This is a genomic window from Streptomyces diversicolor, assembly GCF_057537855.1.
This window is the reverse complement of the sequence record NZ_BAAJXA010000004.1, coordinates 193,053-210,534: the sequence shown is the minus strand read 5'-3', so window position 1 is coordinate 210,534 and position 17,482 is coordinate 193,053. Positions and strand designations below refer to the sequence as shown.

At 74.0% G+C, this 17,482-nt stretch carries 15 protein-coding genes; 8 read left to right on the top strand and 7 right to left on the bottom strand.

Annotated features, from left to right (window positions below):
* Positions 1 to 142: 142 nt before the first annotated feature.
* The gene (locus AC27LF_RS06375; RefSeq protein WP_479663575.1) at positions 143 to 1,375 is read left to right on the top strand and encodes an FAD-dependent oxidoreductase; all 1,233 of its coding nucleotides are present in this window, start codon (positions 143 to 145) and stop codon (positions 1,373 to 1,375) included.
* Between the two features lie 13 nt (positions 1,376 to 1,388).
* On the opposite strand, the gene AC27LF_RS06370 is transcribed toward AC27LF_RS06375, so the two are convergent.
* The 4 genes from AC27LF_RS06370 to AC27LF_RS06355 all read right to left on the bottom strand — a co-directional run bounded on the left by AC27LF_RS06370 (position 1,389) and on the right by AC27LF_RS06355 (position 5,255).
* Positions 1,389 to 1,907: a P-loop NTPase family protein gene (locus tag AC27LF_RS06370; RefSeq protein WP_479663576.1), complete on the bottom strand. Its 519-nt coding sequence runs from the start codon at positions 1,905 to 1,907 to the stop codon at positions 1,389 to 1,391.
* 318 nt (positions 1,908 to 2,225) lie between these two features.
* A complete protein-coding gene (locus tag AC27LF_RS06365; RefSeq protein WP_479663577.1) occupies positions 2,226 to 3,488 on the bottom strand; it encodes an MFS transporter in 1,263 nt (420 codons plus the stop codon).
* Positions 3,485 to 4,684: a PLP-dependent cysteine synthase family protein gene (locus AC27LF_RS06360; protein ID WP_479663578.1), complete on the bottom strand. Its 1,200-nt coding sequence runs from the start codon at positions 4,682 to 4,684 to the stop codon at positions 3,485 to 3,487. The genes AC27LF_RS06365 and AC27LF_RS06360 overlap by 4 nt, the downstream gene beginning before the upstream one ends.
* 136 nt (positions 4,685 to 4,820) lie before the next feature.
* The gene (locus AC27LF_RS06355; protein WP_479663579.1) at positions 4,821 to 5,255 is read right to left on the bottom strand and encodes a hypothetical protein; all 435 of its coding nucleotides are present in this window, start codon (positions 5,253 to 5,255) and stop codon (positions 4,821 to 4,823) included.
* 256 nt (positions 5,256 to 5,511) lie between these two features.
* Between AC27LF_RS06355 and AC27LF_RS06350 the strand changes: the two genes are divergently transcribed.
* Positions 5,512 to 6,015: a hypothetical protein gene (locus AC27LF_RS06350; protein WP_479663580.1), complete on the top strand. Its 504-nt coding sequence runs from the start codon at positions 5,512 to 5,514 to the stop codon at positions 6,013 to 6,015.
* Positions 6,016 to 6,106: 91 nt separating this feature from the next.
* On the opposite strand, the gene AC27LF_RS06345 is transcribed toward AC27LF_RS06350, so the two are convergent.
* Positions 6,107 to 6,580, bottom strand: coding sequence for a DUF6174 domain-containing protein (locus AC27LF_RS06345; protein ID WP_479663581.1), 474 nt, complete (start codon positions 6,578 to 6,580; stop codon positions 6,107 to 6,109).
* 231 nt (positions 6,581 to 6,811) lie between these two features.
* On the opposite strand from AC27LF_RS06345, the gene AC27LF_RS06340 reads away from it, so the two are divergent.
* The 6 genes from AC27LF_RS06340 (at position 6,812) to AC27LF_RS06315 (ending at position 14,443) form a co-directional block, all read left to right on the top strand.
* Positions 6,812 to 7,828 (top strand): cation diffusion facilitator family transporter, encoded by a 1,017-nt coding sequence (locus AC27LF_RS06340; protein ID WP_479663582.1) that lies wholly within the window; start codon positions 6,812 to 6,814, stop codon positions 7,826 to 7,828.
* Between the two features lie 811 nt (positions 7,829 to 8,639).
* Positions 8,640 to 9,014: an SAV_915 family protein gene (locus AC27LF_RS06335; protein ID WP_479663583.1), complete on the top strand. Its 375-nt coding sequence runs from the start codon at positions 8,640 to 8,642 to the stop codon at positions 9,012 to 9,014.
* Positions 9,011 to 10,345 carry a diaminopimelate decarboxylase gene (lysA, locus tag AC27LF_RS06330; protein ID WP_479663584.1) on the top strand — a complete coding sequence of 445 codons (1,335 nt, stop codon included), beginning with the start codon at positions 9,011 to 9,013 and terminating at the stop codon, positions 10,343 to 10,345. The genes AC27LF_RS06335 and lysA overlap by 4 nt, the downstream gene beginning before the upstream one ends.
* 205 nt (positions 10,346 to 10,550) lie before the next feature.
* Positions 10,551 to 11,684 (top strand): PP2C family protein-serine/threonine phosphatase, encoded by a 1,134-nt coding sequence (locus tag AC27LF_RS06325; RefSeq protein ID WP_479663585.1) that lies wholly within the window; start codon positions 10,551 to 10,553, stop codon positions 11,682 to 11,684.
* Positions 11,685 to 11,837: 153 nt separating this feature from the next.
* The gene (htpG, locus tag AC27LF_RS06320; RefSeq protein ID WP_479663586.1) at positions 11,838 to 13,736 is read left to right on the top strand and encodes a molecular chaperone HtpG; all 1,899 of its coding nucleotides are present in this window, start codon (positions 11,838 to 11,840) and stop codon (positions 13,734 to 13,736) included.
* Positions 13,737 to 13,813: 77 nt separating this feature from the next.
* Positions 13,814 to 14,443 (top strand): GNAT family N-acetyltransferase, encoded by a 630-nt coding sequence (locus AC27LF_RS06315; RefSeq protein ID WP_479665140.1) that lies wholly within the window; start codon positions 13,814 to 13,816, stop codon positions 14,441 to 14,443.
* Here AC27LF_RS06315 and AC27LF_RS06310 read toward each other — a convergent pair.
* Together AC27LF_RS06310 and AC27LF_RS06305 are read right to left on the bottom strand one after the other, a co-directional pair.
* Positions 14,403 to 16,379 carry an FAD/NAD(P)-binding protein gene (locus tag AC27LF_RS06310; protein ID WP_479665139.1) on the bottom strand — a complete coding sequence of 659 codons (1,977 nt, stop codon included), beginning with the start codon at positions 16,377 to 16,379 and terminating at the stop codon, positions 14,403 to 14,405. The two genes, AC27LF_RS06315 and AC27LF_RS06310, sit on opposite strands and share 41 nt — an antisense overlap.
* Positions 16,376 to 17,416, bottom strand: a complete 1,041-nt coding sequence (locus tag AC27LF_RS06305; protein WP_479665138.1) for a dipeptidase — start codon at positions 17,414 to 17,416, stop codon at positions 16,376 to 16,378. The genes AC27LF_RS06310 and AC27LF_RS06305 overlap by 4 nt, the downstream gene beginning before the upstream one ends.
* Between the last annotated feature and the right edge of the window lie 66 nt (positions 17,417 to 17,482).

Sequence of the window (17,482 nt, the reverse complement as noted above, 5' to 3'; positions counted from 1 at the left end):
CCGGATTCCGGTGGCGGGCGCGCGCCCGCCACCGGAATCCGGCTCCTTCAGGATGCCGTGGCGGGGGCCCGGCGAGTACACTATTCACTGAGTGATGAATTAATGGTGGCCAACCGCTGCTCTCCGGAAAGGCAGGGCTGTGATGGAACGGACCACATGTTGTGTCGTGGGCGGCGGTCCCGCGGGCATGGTGCTCGCCCTGCTGCTGGCCCGGGCCGGTGTCGAGGTGACGGTCCTGGAGAAGCACGAGGACTTCCTGCGCGACTTCCGCGGCGACACCGTGCACCCCTCGACGCTCGCCCTGCTGGACGACCTGGGCCTGGCCGAGAGGTTCGCCCGGCTCCCGCAGCGCCGGGTGCACACCGTCCAGATGCCCGTCGGGGCCGGCCGGTCGCAGGTCACGGTCGCCGACCTCGCGGTGCTGCGCGGCCCGTACAACTACGTGGCGATGGTGCCCCAGTGGGACCTCCTGGACCTGCTCGCGGACGAGGCCCGGCGCGAACCCGCCTTCCAGCTGCGGATGGGCACCGAGGCCGAATCCTTCCTGGTCGAGCGCGGCCGGGTGACCGGCGTCCGCTACCGCACCCGGGACGGCCGGCACGGAGAGCTGCGCGCCCTGCTCACCGTCGCCTGCGATGGCCGCGGCTCCCTGGCCCGCTCCCGGCCGGAGCTGGGGCTGCGCCGCTACCGCTGCCCGATGGACGCCTGGTGGTTCCGGCTGCCCCGGCACGCGGGGGATCCGCGCGGACTCGTCGGTGCCGCGGGCGACCGCTTCCTGACCGCGATGATCGACCGCGGGGACTACTGGCAGTGCGCCGCCCTCATCCCCAAGGGCTCCGACGCCCGCCGCCGCGCCGCCGGGCTCGACCGCTTCCGCGCCGAGTTCGCCACCGCCGTCCCCTGGATCGCGGACCGCGTCGGACGGCTGCGCTCCTGGGACGAGGTCAGGCTCCTCGACGTCCGCCTGGACCGGCTGCGCCGCTGGCACCGGCCCGGCCTGCTGTGCATCGGCGATGCCGCCCACGCGATGTCCCCGGTCTTCGGCATCGGCATCAACCTCGCCGTCGAGGACGCCGTGGCCGCCGCGCGTCATCTGGTGGGGCCGCTGCGCCGCGGCACCGTGGGCCTGCACGACGTGCGCGCCGTCCAGCGTCGCCGCCGCCCCACCACCGTCGCCACCCAGGGGCTGCAACGCCTGGCCCACGCCCGCCTCATCGCCCCCGTCCTGGAGGGCCGCCCGCCCCTCGGCGATGTGCGCAGGGCCCGGCACGCGGCCGGTCTGCTCGCCAACTCCCGGCTACTGCGCCGGCTCCCCGCGTACTTCATCGGATACGGCGCCCTACGCGAACGCCCCCCGAAAAGCGCCATCCGATAGCCGACCGGCCGCTTCACAGGGTCGCCAGCCAGCGCGCCGCCGCGACGGGCCGGCCGAACCGGTGGGTCGTGAGCGGGGCGAACCTCGGGTCGTGGACGCGTCGTTCGATCTCGCGGTGGCGGGCCCGGTGCTGGGACCAGGCCCACCAGGCGGGGTGCCGCCGCGTCAGCCAGTCCCGCCAGGTCTCCCTGTTGCCGCCGTAGACCACCTCGCGCATCACCGTGCGCCGCAGGGACCGGCGCAGGATGCGGGGCATCACGACCCTTCGCGGGTAGTCCAGCCAGAGGACGGTGTCCGCCCGCTCCCACATGAGGTCGCGGACCTCCGGGTAGCCGAGCGAGTCGAAGACCCAGCGGGGCTCGGCGGTGAGCGCCGCCACGTCCTCGGCCAGTGCGGCGTTCACGGACCAGCCGGGGCCGTCGAAGTACAGCGCGTCCATCTCGTGGTAGGGCAGCCCCAGTCGAGCGCTCACCGCCCGGGCGAGCGTGGATTTGCCCGCACCGGTGACACCCACCACCAGAATCCGCTGCACACCAGCACCCTACCCACCGTGGTGCGACGGTCGTTCGGCTGCGGGAGCGTCGTGGCCGGGCGCCCAGTTCCCCGCGCCCCTTTGCTTTGGGGCGCTGCGGGACCTGGCGGCAGTTGGTGGCCCAGGCGCAGCCGTGCAGGGGGCCGCAGCCGAAGACCACGGCCACCCCGCCTGCGAGACCTCGGCCCGAACACGCCTTTCTCCCACGGCGGTTGACCGGTGACCGGGAACAGCTCCGCCCACGGCCCGGCGAGCACCGGGGTGCGGGGCAGCCGGTGCCCCGCACCCCGGTGCTCACCCGACTCGGCGAGTCGCCGGTCAGGCGGTCAGCCGCTGCGGCTGACGCACGGTCAGCCGTCCGGTGCGGGCGAGCGCGGCGATCGACGCGGCGCACCCGAGGCCCGTCCCGGCCAGGGCGCCCCAGGCGAGCCAGAGCGCGTCGTGCCGTACGGCGAAGTCCCACAGCGCCCCCGTGGCGAGGTTGCCGAGCGTGATGCCCAGCCCGGAGACGGTGTTGTAGAGGCCGTAGTGGGTGGCGACCAGCCGGTCGCCGGCGAGCGAGACGACGGTGTCCATCTCGAAGGGGTAGACGACGGCGCCGCCCGCCGCGAGCAGCACGACCGCGGTCAGCAGGGCGGCGACCACCGCCGCCGCGGCGTGGTGCGGCACGAGCGCCGGCGGCACGAACGCCAGCCCCATCGCCGTGAGCCCGCGCACCAGCGCCTCATGGCCGCTCCAGCGTTTCCTCGCCCAGCCGGTGAGCCGGAGCTGGCCCAGCACGGCGACGGCCGCCGACACCACGAACAGGCCGCTGGTGACGGCCGTGCCGTTCGCGCCCAGGGCGTCGGCGGCGGCCAGCGGGAGAGCCAGATAGACCTGGAACGTCAGGACGTACGACCCGATCATGGCGGTGGCAAAGAGCAGGAACGGCCGGTTGGCCACCACACCGCGCCACTGCGCCAGCACCCCCTCGCGCCCGGTGCCGGCGCCGGTGCCGGCCGCCGCGTCGCGCCGGGCCGGCAACGCGCGCCACTGCAGCAGGGTCAGCGCGCCGAAGACGCCCGCCGCCGCCGTGCCGACCAGCCTGAAGTCGGCTGCCAGCAGGCCGAGTCCGACCAGTGGACCGAGCAACATGCCTGCCTGGTAGTGCACGTTGAAGACGGCGAACGCGTCCACCCGGCGCTCACCCGCCTCCACGGCGAGATAGGCGCGCACGGCCGGATTGAACAGCGCGCCCGCGAACCCGGTCGCCGCGGAGGCGACCAGCAGGGCGGGCAGGTTGTCGACCCAGCCGAGCAGCCCGAAACCGACCGTGCGCAGCAGACAGCCCGCCATGATCGGGGCCTTGTAGCCGTAGCGGTCCGCGAGGGTGCCGCCGATGAGGAACATGCCCTGCTGGGAGAAGTTCCGCACGCCCAGCACCAGTCCCACCGCCCAGGCGGCGAGGCCGAGCGCACCGGAGAGATGGACGGCCAGATAGGGCATGAGCATGTAGAAGGCGAGGTTGATGGCGAGCTGATTGGCCATCAGCAGCCGTACGGCGGGCGGGAAGGAGCGGGTCTGCCGCCACAGGTTCCTCATCGTGCGGCCCCCGTGAGCCGGGGGAGGCCGCCGCCCGCGAGCGGGTCGGTGACGTGGGTGCAGCGCGTCCAGCGGGTGACGGCCCGCTCGCCCGCCTCGCCGATCTCGTCCGGTTCGTCGGCGGGCGGGTGCCCGAGCAGACCGTGCCGCCGGCAGTAGGCGTCGTCGAAGACGGTGCCGACGTAGCGCTGCGGTCCGTCGGGGAAGACGGCGGCGATGCGGTCCTCGGCGGGCAGGGTGCGGGCCAGCCAGCGGGCGACCAGGGCCACCGCGCCCACGCTCCAGCCGCCGGTGGCGTAGTGGTGCCGGGCCAGCCGGCGCGCGGCCCACACCGCCTCGGGCGCGGCCACCCAGTGCACCTCGTCGAAGAGGCCGTAGGCGACGTTGCGCGGGTAGATGCTGCTGCCCAGGCCGCGCATCAGACGCGGCGCCGCGGGCTGACCGAAGATGGTGGAGCCGGTGGTGTCCACGCCGACCACGCGCAGCCCGGGGAAGAAGCCGCGCAGCACGGAGGCGATGCCCGCGGAGTGGCCGCCGGTGCCCACGGAGACCACCAGGGCGTCGATACGGTCGAGTTGGGCGACGAGTTCGTGGGCGAGCGGGGCGTAGGCGGCCACGTTGTCCGGGTTGTGGTACTGGTCCGGGCACCAGGCGTCGGGGTCGGCGGCGAGCAGCTCGGTGACGCGGTCGCGGCGGGCCTGCTGCCAGCCGCCGTCCGGATGCGGGTCGCCGACCAGGTCGACCTCGGCGCCGTAGGCGGTGAGCAGGCCCGTCATCAGGGGCTCCATGCCGGGGTCGGAGACCACGGTGACCGGGTGGCCGTACGCCGCGCCGGCCAGGGCCAGACCGAGGCCGAGGGTGCCGGACGTCGACTCGACGATGCGGGCGCCCGGCAGCAGCCGGCCGCGCTCACGGGCGGCGTGGACCATGTACAGGGCGGTGCGGTCCTTGATGCCACCGGGGTTGTGCCCTTCGAGCTTGGCCCAGAAGCCGCGTCCGGCGGCCGTGAAGGGGTCCCCGATCCACAGGACGGGGGTGTCACCGACGAGGCCGGCGGGGGTGTGCAGCGGATGCTTGGCGTCGGCGAGCAGCCCCGCGGGGGAGTGCGGCGCGGACGCGAACGGGACGGGGGAGTGCTGGATGGGGGACTGCTGGGCGGGGGACTGCGGCACCGGTGTGCCGTCGTGCTGCTGCATGGCGTGCTTCTCCCGCGGCCGGTGAACACGCTCAGGTGCCGGCCGCCGTGGTTCGAAGGAGCGGGGGTCCGATCGGTCGGAGCGCAGCGCGGCGGCAGGCACGGGGCCATGGCGCGTCGCGCGGCTCGCGGTACGGTCAGGACCTCCACACGCCCAGGCGGGCTCTCGACCGGCCGGCCGTGGCCGGTCCGGGCGCCGGACCGGCGGGCGGGCCCGTCCTCGCGGCGGGGAGTCCGTCGTCACCGGCGGCGGGCGCCGCGGCCTCGTCCACGGCGGGAACGGGCGAGGCGATGTCCCGGGGCGGCTGCACCGTGGGCTCGTCGGTGTCCCAGCACTGCGCCAGGTCGTCCCCCGAGGGCGGCGCCGGCTGCGTGACCGGCACGGCGAAGGGCGGCGGCGCCTGGTCGCAGGCCGCCGCGGCCGGCAGGGGAGTGTCGGCCCGTACGAATCCCGCGGGTGCCGGGCCGTGGGCGCAGCCGAGCACGTGGACCAGCGCGGCGAGCAGCACCACCAGTGCCGCTCCGGCCCGTGACACGGGCCGGTGCTCGCGACGTACCGACCAAGCCACCATGGACACGCAACGTAGTCGATCATGTGCATAAAGTGCCGGTGAGGTGCGCCGGGTGCGGCCGCCGCGTCTGCCGGGACACCGCGCCGGCGACGGCGATCGGCCCGCAAGTCCGCCGGGGCGGCGGGTCCGCGGCGCGGGGACGGCGACATGTGTGCGATCACCGCATCGGGTGAACGCAGACCCGCGTGCGCCCGTATCTCCCCTCGACAGTCCGTCCGCCGCGCGGACGACGCAGGCCCCCGACGGAGGGAGCGACGTGCCCCAGCAGCAGCGATCACACCCCGGCAGCACCCCTTCTCCCGCCCGTCTGGTCCGTGCGGCCGCCTACGCCGCGAGCGTGGCCCTGCTGCCCCTGTCCGCGGCCTGCGGCGGGGGAGAGGACGAGGCGGCGCGTGCGCCCGGGGCGTCGGGGACTCCCGCGATCTCCGCGGTGCAGGCCCAGGTCGTGGCGCCGGCGAAGGTCGAGGTCATCGCGCGCCTGACCGACTGCACGGCCAAGATCCGGATCGAGGCGGACGAGCTGCGGCAGGGCGTCTGCCACACCGAGCGCGCCGACTACCTCATCACCACCTTCCCCGAGGAGCGGTTCCAGCGGACCTGGCTGGAGACCGCGGGCATGTACCAGGGGGACTTCCTGGTGGGATCCCGCTGGGTGATCAGTGCCGAGCGGGAGTCGCTTGAACGGTTCCGGACCAGGACCGGCGGCACGATCGTCCACATGTCCGGGATGGGCCCGAGCCCGGCGCCGCCGTCCTCCTGACACCGCCGTTCTGCTGATGCCACGGTCTTCCGGGGACCGCCGTCCTGCCTGACGCCGCGGTCTTCCTGGGCCCGCCGTCCTGCCGGTGCGGTCAGGGACGGCCGGGCCGGAAGTCGCCGATGACGTACAGGGCCTCGTCGTCGAGCGCGTTCTTCTCCCGGTCCAGCGCGATACGCGTCGGGTGTCCGTCGGCCGCGAAGTCCGCCTCGGCCGTCGCGGCCCCCTCGCGCCGTGCCCCGTCGAGTTCGGCGAGCAGGTCCTGAAGGGTGGGTACGACACCAGGTGACCGCTTCACGACCCGCCGGGCGCTCTCGTCGAGTCCGACGGCGTCCACCACCTCGCCGTCGCCGACGATCACCCGGAACGTGCCGATCAGCGCCCGTTCCCCCGCGCTCGACGTCAGCGTGTACGTGTACGCGGTGGGCTCCTTCCAGCCGGTCACGGGCGTGGGCTTGGTCCGCAGCGGGACGGTCCGCTCACCGCACGCCGCCGCGGCGCACAGCACCGCCGCGGTGAGCACGAGCCGGGACAGCGGGCAGCGGGTGGCACGGGTTACGGCGGACATGGGGGTGCTCCCTTCGCAGGACGGTCGGTCGTCCCTGTGACGCCCCGGCCCCCGTGAAGGTTCGCCCGCCGCGACGGCCTCCTGGACCGCCCCGGTCCTGCCGGGTATGCGCGCAGGTCAGCGGGCTATTGACGGACATGACAACGGTCACCGGTGCAGTCTTTGGCGTTTTCCCCGGGCATGCGTTTCACTGCGAGTCGGGCATCCGTCGCGAGCGGGGAGGCACACGAGATGAGCGAGCACGACCACGGCGTGGGGCTCGACCACGGCGCGGGCGGCCACGCGGGGCACGCGCACGGCGTGGCCGCGGACGCCGACCGCCGCTGGCTGGCCATCGCGCTCACGCTGATCACGGTGTTCATGGCCGCCGAGGTCGCCGTCGGCATCGTCGCGGGTTCCCTGGCGCTGATCTCGGACGCGGCGCACATGCTCACCGACGCCGTCTCCATCGTGCTCGCACTCGTCGCGATGCGGCTCGCCGCCCGCCCGGCGCGCGGCGGCTTCACCTACGGCCTGAAGCGGGCCGAGATCCTGTCCGCCCAGGCCAACGGGCTGACCCTGCTGCTGCTCGGCGCTTGGCTCGCCTACGAGGCGGTGCGCCGGCTGATCGCGCCACCGCAGGTGCAGGGCGGTGCGATGCTGGTCACCGCGCTCGCCGGGATCGCCGTGAACATCGCCGCGACCTGGTGCATCTCCAAGGCCAACCGGTCCTCGCTCAATGTCGAGGGCGCCTACCAGCACATCCTCAACGACCTGTTCGCCTTCGTCGGCACGGCCGTCGCCGCCCTGATCGTGGTGCTCACCGGCTTCGCGCGGGCCGACGCCCTCGCCACGCTCGTCGTCGTCGCCCTGATGGCGAGGGCCGGGTACGGGCTGCTGCGCGATTCCGGCCGGATCTTCCTGGAGGCCGCCCCCGCCGATGTCGACCCGGACCTGCTGGGCGACACCCTCGCCGGCCGGCCGTCCGTCACCGAGGTCCACGACCTGCATGTCTGGCAGATCACCTCGGGTCAGCCGGCCCTGTCCGCGCACGTCCTGGTCGACCCGGACGGCGACTGCCACGCCGTCCGCCGGGACCTGGAGGCACTGCTGCGGCGCGACTACGGCATCACCCACACCACCCTCCAGGTCGACCACGCCGCCGCAGCCGTCCTCCACGTCACCCGTCCCGGCGAGCGGACCGACGGCCCCGGCCACTGCGAGGCACCGCACGGTCCCGCTCACCGCGACGAACCCCACCCGCACTGAGACCGCGCGTCCCGCGGGGCCGGGGCATCGGCAGGCATGGCGGTGCGCACGAGCGCCGGACCGGGGGTCCGAGGGGGTGCGTGCCGCTGCTACGTCCGCTGAACCCGGAGTCGGTGGATGCCGGGTGTGTGTGAGGCCGGCCGCGGGGGCGGGGGCCGGCGGCGCGTCGGGCGCCCGCGGGGCGCACACGTCCGCCGTCCGCGGGCGCGGCACCGGCACGGGGGACGCGGAGTTCGGGACGGCCCCGGTCGCCGGCCGGCAGTGCGCGACACCCGGCCGGTGCCGAGCGTGGGGGCAGACTTGGCTCGCCTCCTCGGCCGCTGCCGCCGCCCCGGCGACCGCCGTGACGGCCTGACCGGAGGCGGCGACCACCGTGTGGGACCCGCCGGGCGAGGCGTCGGTGCACACCGGGCGCACCCACAGCAGCGCGGCGAGCAACGCCGCACAGCGCAGCGCGCACAGCGGGACCGCGCCTCCCGCCGTGCCCCGCACACCTCGTGCCGGTTGTTCATCGGGGCCGGTCGTAGCCAAGCCGTACCGTGGCCGGGCAGGCCGAGCGGGCCGGGCAGGCCGGGCGGGGAGGACGGCGGTGTGCCCGTCCGGGCCCGCTGCCGCCGGTGTCGGTGCCGGCGCGGCCGTCGCCGCCGGTGTCAGGGGTCCGTCAGCGTCGGACCGCCGCCCGTCAGCGTCGCGTCATGGGACGCCGGAGGCCGCGACGGCGGGGCATAACGTCGACGCGGGCGCCCCGGCCTCCCCACGGCCGGGGCGGTCGAGCAGCCCCCACGAACACGGATCCTGTCGGAGGCATCCCATGACAGAACTCCTGGACGACGACCCCGAGCCGGCCGATCGGCACCCGGCCGGACGCCTGTTCGTCCCGGTCCGGCCGGGACCACGGGGAGACGCGCTCTGTGTCTTCCGGGTCTTCCGCACTCCTTTGGGCAGCCGCACGGCCGTCGGCTTCACCTCGCAGCGGCGTCTGACCGCGACCCTCGGCCGTGAGCAGGCGTGGATCGAACTGGCCGAGCCCGCGCTGCGTGCGCTGCTCGCCCCGCTCGGCATCACCCTCGTCACGGTGGACCCGCAGCTCTCCGCGCCGGCCCCCGCGCCCGCCTCCCTCGCCCCCGCGACGCCGGCGCCCCTGACCGCGGCGCTGACGGCCGGCGCACAGGCGGTGCCCCGATGAGCGTCGTCGACGAACCCGTACCCACCACCCCGGCGGCCGGCCTGGCGGTGTGGCCCGCGTCCAGCACCGAGCCGCACCGCGGTGACATCGCCGTGTGCGGGGTGCCGCTGGCCGAGATCGCCGAGCGCTTCGGCACGCCCGTGTACGTGCTCGACGAGAGCGAGGTGCGCGAACGCTGCCGCACGTACCGGAACGTCTTCCCCGACGCCGAAGTCCTCTACGCGGCCAAGGCGTTCCTGTGCCGCGCCCTGATCCACTGGGTGGACGAGGAGGATCTGGGCCTCGACGTGTGCTCGGCGGGCGAGCTGGAACTCGCGGTCACCACGGGCTTCCCGCCCGAACGCATCGTGCTGCACGGCAACGCCAAGTCCCCGGCGGACCTGCGGGCCGCGCTGCGCCTCGGGGCCGGCCGCATCGTCATCGACGGCCCCTCGGAGATCGCCCGGCTGGCCGCCGCCGTCGGACCCGCCGGCCGGCAGCGGGTGATGGTGCGGGTCGTGCCCGGCATCAGCGCCGGCGGCCACGAGAAGATCCGTACCGGGACCGACGACCAGAAGTTCGGGCTGTCCATGGCGGACGGCGGCGCCGAACGGGCGATCGCCCGCATCCTCGACCAGCCGCAGCTGGAACTGACCGGCCTGCACTGTCACCTCGGATCGCAGATCACCGACGTCGAGCCCTATGCGCGGGCCGTGCGCCGCCTGGTGGCGCTGATGGCGCGGCTGCACGAGCGGCACGGCCTGGTGCTGCCCGAACTCGACCTGGGCGGCGGGCACGGCATCGCCTACCGCCCCGGGGACCGGGCCCTCGACCTGACCGCGCTGGCCCGCACGATCCGTACCGAACTCACGGCGGCGTGCGAGGCCGCGGGGCTGGCCGTGCCCCGCCTGATCATCGAGCCGGGCCGGGCGGTCGTGGGCCCGGCGGGCGTCGCCGTGTACCGGGTGCTGTCCGTCAAACACACGGCCGGGCACACGTTCGTCGCCGTCGACGGCGGCATGGGCGACAACCCACGACCCGCTCTGTACGGTGCCCGCTACGCGCCCCGGCTGATCGGCCGGCACCCGACGCGGGCGACGGCCCGGGTGACGGTGGTGGGCCGGCACTGCGAGGCCGGCGACGTCCTCGCCGCCGATGTCCCGCTGCCCGACGACCTGCGGGCCGGGGACCTGCTCGCCGTCCCGGTGGCGGGCGCCTACCAGCTGTCCATGGCCTCCGGCTACAACATGGTCGGCCGCCCGCCGGTGGTCGCGGTGCGCGCGGGCCGCGCACGGCTCCTGGTCCGGCGCGAGTCCCTGGACGACCTCCGCGGCCGTGACGTGGGCCTGTGACGCCCGCTCCCGTGGCGGGGGTGACGCGGGGACGGCCATGTGGTGTGGTGGAGTGGCACCAAGCAGGTCGAGTGAAGTCCGCTGCGGTTCGACAGCGCCCCGAAGGGGCGCGGGGAACCGCGCGACCAGCCACGACGGCGCCGCAGATGAACCGACGGCATAGCGTGGCATTCCCAGCGGAGCGCTTACGCAGGGGAGTACGCCCATGAGCGCCGAGACCATCTGCACGACGGCGGACGGGACCCTTCGCTCCCGGGACCGCACGGCGGTGGTCTCCTGGTGGCTGCTCGGCCCCGCGCTGGTGATCCTCGCCATCCCGGTGGCCGACGCGTTCCTGCCGCCCGACATCCACATCGCGCATCTGCTGGTCGTCGCCTGCGCGGTCACCGCCATCGGCGCCGGCCCGCGCGCCACGGCCCTGATCTGCGGGCTTGCCGTGCTGGCCCTGGTCGTCGCCGGTCTGGAACGGCACACCCTGGCCACCGAAAGCGTCCTCGTCGAACTCGCGGCCCTCGCCGGACTCTGCGTCCTGCTCATCGTCTTCACCCGGCTGCGGGCCCGGCGCGAGCGGGAACTGCTCCGGGTGCGCTCGGTGTCGGAGGCGGCACAACGCGTCGTGCTGCGCCCGCTCCCGAAGCGGGCCGGACCCGTCTCGCTCGCCTCGGCGTACCGCAGCGCCGAGGCCGACGCACGCGTCGGCGGCGACCTGTACGCCGCGGCCCGCCGCGCCGGTTCCACCCGGCTGCTGATCGGGGACGTCCGCGGCAAGGGGCTGGCCTCGATCAGCGACACGGCGATCGTGCTGGGAGCCTTCCGGGCCGCGGCCCACCGCGCCACCTCGCTGCCGGACCTGGTCGCCTACATGGAAGACGCGGTCTCCTGGGGGCTCGCCGAATTCTCCGAGGCCGAGGAGGACGTCGTCGAACGCTTCGTGACCGCCGTGATCGTGGAGATCCCGGACGACGAACCGGTCGTCCGGCTGATCAGCTGCGGGCATCCGCCGCCGGTGCTGCTGCACGGGGCCGCCGCGCGGCACCTGACGGTGCCCGAGCCCGCGCCGCCGCTCGGCCTCGGCGACCTGTCCGCGGGGCCGTACGTTCCGGCCACCCATCCCTTCCACCACGGCGACCGGCTGGTGCTGTACACGGACGGAGTCAGCGAGGCCCGTGACGAGCACGGGGTCTTCTACCCGCTCCGCGCCCGCCTCGCCGCCTGGGCCGACGAGGCGCCCGTGCCGCTGGTCCGGCGCATCGCCGCCGATGTCAGGGAACACGCGGGAGGCCGGCTCGACGACGACATGGCCCTGATCGTCGCGCACCGCGACGCCGCCCGCCTGTGAACAGCACAAGGAGCCCGGACCGACGAGAACGAGCCCCGACGACCGCACGGCACGGTGGACTTGGGAACAACGGGCGCTGCGCGCTGACTTGGTGCTTTACAGTGAACCTCACCAGATCCGGCGACAGTGGGACCTGTGAGGTGAACACCGACCATGCCGACCGAAACGTTTGAGTACCAGGTAGAGGCCCGTCAGCTGCTCCAGCTGATGATCCACTCGGTCTACTCGCACAAGGACGTCTTCCTTCGCGAACTCGTCTCCAACGCCTCCGACGCGCTGGACAAGCTGCGCCTCGCGGCCCTGCGCGACGACGCGCCCGACGCCGACACCTCCGACCTGCACATCGAGATCGAGGTCGACAAGGAGGCCCGTACGCTCACCGTGCGGGACAACGGCATCGGGATGTCGTACGACGAGGTCGGGCGGCTCATCGGCACCATCGCCAACTCGGGGACCGCCGAGTTCCTTCGGGAACTGCGCGAGGCCAAGGAGGCGGGCGGCGCCGAAGGGCTCATCGGCCAGTTCGGCGTCGGTTTCTACTCCGGCTTCATGGCGGCCGACGAGATGACCCTGGTGACCCGCAGGGCGGGCGAGACCCAGGGCACCCGCTGGAGTTCCCGCGGCGAGGGCACGTACACCCTGGAGACCGTGGACCACGCCCCGCAGGGCACCGCCGTCACGCTGCACCTCAAACCGGCCGACCCCGAGAACCAGCTGCACGACTACACCGCTCCCTGGAAGATCAGGGAGATCGTGAAGCGCTACTCCGACTTCATCACCTGGCCCATCCGGATGGTCCCGGACAAGGGCGAGGGCGACGACGCCACGCCCGAGCCCGAGACGCTCAACTCGATGAAGGCCCTGTGGGCGCGCTCGCGCGACGAGGTCTCGGACGACGAGTACCACGAGCTGTACAAGCACATCAGCCACGACTGGCGCGCCCCGCTGGAGACCGTCCGGCTCCAGGCCGAGGGCACCTTCGAGTACCAGGCGCTGCTCTTCCTGCCGGAGCACGCCCCGCACGACCTGTTCACCCAGGGCCACCGGCGCGGCCTGCAGCTCTATGTCAAACGCGTCCTGATCATGGACGACTGCGAGGCGCTGCTGCCGCCCTACCTGCGGTTCGTCAAGGGCGTGGTCGACGCCCAGGACCTCTCCCTGAACGTCTCCCGCGAGATCCTTCAGCAGGACCGGCACATCCGGCTGATCCAGCGGCGGCTGACGAAGAAGGTCCTGTCCTCGGTCAAGGACCTGAAGGCGAACGACGCGGAGCGGTACGCCACCTTCTGGCGGGAGTTCGGGGCGGTCCTCAAGGAGGGGCTGATCACCGACACCGAGAACCGCGAGGCCATCTGCGCCGTCGCCTCCTTCGCCAGCACCCACGGCGACGACCGGCCCACCACGCTCCAGGAGTACGTGGAGCGGATGAGGGACGGTCAGGACGACATCTACTTCATCACCGGCGAGTCCCGGCAGAGCATCGAGAACTCCCCCCACATGGAGGCGTTCCGCGCCAAGGACATCGAGGTCCTGCTGCTCACCGACCCCGTCGACGAGGTGTGGGTCGACGCCGTCGGCGAGTTCCAGGGCAAGCGGCTGCGCTCCGTCGCCAAGGGCGAGATCGACCTGGGCGGCGGCGAGGAGAAGACCGAGGGGGAGAAGGAGAAGCAGAGCGAGGAGTACGCGGGTCTGCTCGGCTGGATGAAGGAGCAACTGGGCGAGGACGTCAAGGACGTTCGGCTGTCGTCGCGGCTCACCGTCTCCCCGGCCTGTGTCGTCTCCGACGCCGACGACCTCACCCCGGCGCTGGAGAACATGTACCGCGCGATGGGGCAGGAGGTGCCCACGGCCAAGCGGATCCTCGAACTCAACCCCGACCATCTGCTGGTACGGGGCCTGAACCAGGCGTTCACGACGCGCGAGGACCACTCGGCTCTGGTTCAGAGCGCGGAACTCCTGCACGGGCTCGCGGTGCTCGCCGAGGGCGGCCGGCCCAAGGAGCCGGGCCGCTTCGTGAAACTGGTCGCCGACGCGCTGGAGCGCACCCTGTAGCACGCGGGGGCGGTCGCGGAACGCGCGTTCCGCGACCGCCCCTTGTGGGAGCGCTCCCAGAGGGCCATGATGCCGGGATGGCCTCGTCTCACGTCGTACGCCCCTACCGCCCGGCCGACCGCGATGCCGTCGAGGACATCTGCGTCCGCACCGCACACATCGGCGAGGACAGCCGCCCGCACTACACGGACCCGGCAATCTTCCCCGCGACCTTCGCCGCCCCCTACCTCCAACTGGAACCGGAGTCGGCCTTCGTGCTCGACGACGGCGCGGGGCACGCGGTCGGCTACATCCTCGGCACCGCCGACACACCCCGCTTCGTCGAGGAGTTCCGCGCCCGGTGGCTGCCCAGGATCGCCGACCGCCACCCCGAGCCCGTCGGACCCCCCAGCACGCCGGACGAGGAGATCGTCCGGCTGCTGCACCACCCGGAGCGGATGCTCGTCCCCCAGGTCGCCGCCTATCCGGCCCATCTGCACATCGACCTGCTGCCGGCCTGGCAGGGCCGCGGCCACGGCCGTGCGCTGATGACGGCCTTCCTGAGGGCCCTGGGGCACCGGGGCGTCCCGGCCGTCCATCTGTGCATGGCCACGGCCAACACCGCGGCCCGGGCCTTCTACGACCGGCTGGGCTTCCACGAGATCCACGTGCCCGATCCGGGCCCGGTCACCTATCTGGGCCGGACGAGCGAAGTGCCGCCGCCGTAGGCGCTGTTCGTCCCGGCCGGACCGTGCGGGCCGCCGTCAGGGCCTGGGCGGCGACGACGTCGGCCTGCCGGAACAGCGCGGCGTCCGACCGGGCGCGGGCGCCGATCGCGTTGTTCCACTCGACGCCCTCCAGCGGAATGCCGCACGCGAACAGCCGGTCGGAGGCGACCCCGTCGGCGTCCCGCACCCGCAGCCGGGCCGGTTCCACGTCGAGCGCGCCGCTGGGCCCGCCGCGGCCGGCGTCCGTGCGATGCAGCCGGGCCAGCCCCGAGTCGAGCAGCGAGCGCAGCAGCGGGTCGGCCGTACGGGACGCGTCGGCGCCCGGCAGCCAGGCGTCGATCAGCGCACGGGCCTCGACCGGTGCGCCGGGCACGGTCGCCGAGAGCGCCGTGAACACCCCGGAGTCCATGCGGATCTCGGGCCTGGCACCGAGGAAGGACACCACTCCCGCCTCGCTCAGCGCCAGCAGTTCGGCGATCCGGGACGGCGGCGGCCCGCTCGACAGATGCGCGCCGAACGCCCGGAACCAGGACAGGGCGGCGCGGGTGTCACCGCGCAGCGCGCCGGCCGCCACCAGCCGCCGCAGCGGGCCCTTGACGGCGGCCACGGCGGACGCGGCCGCCTTCAGCGGGGCGGAGGCCGGATCCAGTGCCTCGGCCAGGTCGGCGTGCAGATGCCCGCGCATCCAGGTGTCGAACTCCTTCCGGGACGCGAACCGCCGCGCGGACAGCGGCCGGTCCAGGTCGCTCAGGTCGAACCGGGCGCCGGGATCGGCGAAGGCCCCGGCCAGCAGGTCCGCCTCGGCCGCCGACCGGTAGGGGGCGGCGAGGTACCGGTCCAGGAACTCCCGCGCCGGCAGCGCGCACGTGCCGGGAAAGCGCCGCAGCAGCACCTCGTACCAGGCGTGACCCGCCTCCTTGGCGATCAGCGGCCACACGTCGTTTGTGAAGGAGACCGAGCCGGGCCCGCGGGCGAGCAGCCGCCGCACCGCCTCGTCGTCGAGGACCCGCCTGCGGTGGCCGGCCGGCATCGTGCCGGGCGCGTGGCCACGCGCCAGATAGGGCACACCGCGCCCGGAACCCGCGTACACCCGGGGTTCCCTGCCGGACGGCAGATAGCGCAGCAGGCCCTGCCCCAGCGGGGCGAACCGTCCGCCGCGGGCCGTCGTGAGCAGGGTGATCTGGTCGAAGAAGTTCAGGGCCAGCCCGCGCACCAGCACCGGTTCCCCGGCGGGCACTTCGTCCAGGTCGCTCTCGTGCGCCTGCCCCGGCGGCACGTAGATCAGGCCGTGGGCCGCCGCGTGGGCGGCGAGCGCCGTCTCCTCGGATCCGGGCAGCACCTCCGTGTGCCCGGTGGCGAGCACCACCGCGTCGGCGGTGAGACCGCCGCCCGCGGCCAGCGTCAGGCGCAGCCGTCCGTCCGGCTCCGCGGCCAGCGCCACCGCCCGGTCCCGGTGGTGGATGACCCGCACCCCGGGCGGCGGATCGGCGACGATCCGCCGGTACGCCCAGGCCAGATAACGGCCCATCAGGGCGCGCGCCGGATAGGTGTGCGGTGCCAGGCCAGGGGCGTGCTCCGCGGACCACTCCAGCAGGGAGGGGCCCTGCGTCGGCGGGCCCGCCATGCGCACACTCTCGTCGGGGAACGCGGTGGCGTGCCCGGCGAGGGTGTTCATCAGCAGCGAGTCCGGCTGGCCGGGCGCCCAGACCCGGCCGGCCCCCGGGACGTGCGGTTCGACGACATGGACGTCGACGCCGAGCGGGCCGGCGCCGTCAGGACCGTGTCCCGCGTCGTCGCCGCCGTCGCCCGCACCGGTGCGCAGGCGGGCCAGCAGCCGTTCCAGCACGGCCGTGCCGCGCGGTCCCGCGCCGATCACGGCGACCGCCGGGCGCCCTGCGTCCGGCGACCGGCCGGGCCCGGGGAGCGGGGAGGTCACGCCGCCTCGCCCCAGATCTCGCCCAGCACCCGCATCAGGTTGCCGCCGAGCACCTTGCGCAGGTCGTCCTCGCGGTAGCCGCGCCGGGCCAGTACGTCCGTGATGACGGGCAGGTCGGCCGGTGTGCCCATGCCGACCGGGTGGATCAGATCGAGGTTCAGGCTGTCGTCGACGATCGGGATTTCCGGGTAGAGCCGGCGCACCCGGGCCATGCCCTCCTTGGAGTACTTGCGTTCGTCGCCGACATCGGTGCCGACGATCACGTGGTCGATGCCCACCAGGTCGACCAGGTGGTCGATGTTGTCGGCGAACACCTCCGGTCCCGTCGGGCCCTTCAGGCCGTCCGGGCTGAGGAACCCGGACTTCGCGGCGAGGCCGAACGCCCCGCCCCGCGCGGCGAGTTCCCGCACCACCAGGTCGCTCTTGTTGCGGGGGCTGTCCACGAAGCGGGTCAGCCCCGCGTGCGTGACCAGCACCGGCTTCTCGGAGCGTTCGATGGTCTCCAGGGTGGACCGCTCACCGGTGTGGGACAGGTCAAGCGCGATGCCGAGCCGGTTGCACTCGCGCACCAGCGACCGTCCGAACCGGCTGAGCCCGCCGTTGGCCGTCTCCCCGCTGCCGTCCCCCGCGAAGTTGCGGTTCTGGTACGTCAGTCCGAGGAAACGCAGCCCGAGCTGGTGCAGCGCCTCAAGCCGCCACAGCTCGTCCGCTATCGGCCTGCTGTCCTCGAAGCCCACGAACCAGGCGACCGAACCGTCCCGCTTGGCTTGGCGCACGTCGGCGAGCGTGCGGCCCTGGAAGAGGCGCCCGCCGGTCTGAGCCAGCCGGCGCTGCCAGCCGACGATCGAGGCGACGGCGGCGTCGTAGCCCTGGGAGACGACCGTGGCGTGGTTGAACGCGGTCACCCCGGAGGCGGCCAGCTTGCCGAGGTACGTCTCGTCCGCCCATGACAGCGGGGTGCAGTCGAGCGCGTTGAAGACGACGCTCTCGCGGTGCAGCGCCGCGGGGTCGAAGGACGGGGCGGGTGCGATGGACACATGACCTCCAAGGACGGGAAGCGGACGAGGAACGGGGCGGCACCGGCCGGGGGCGTCGGCGCGGGC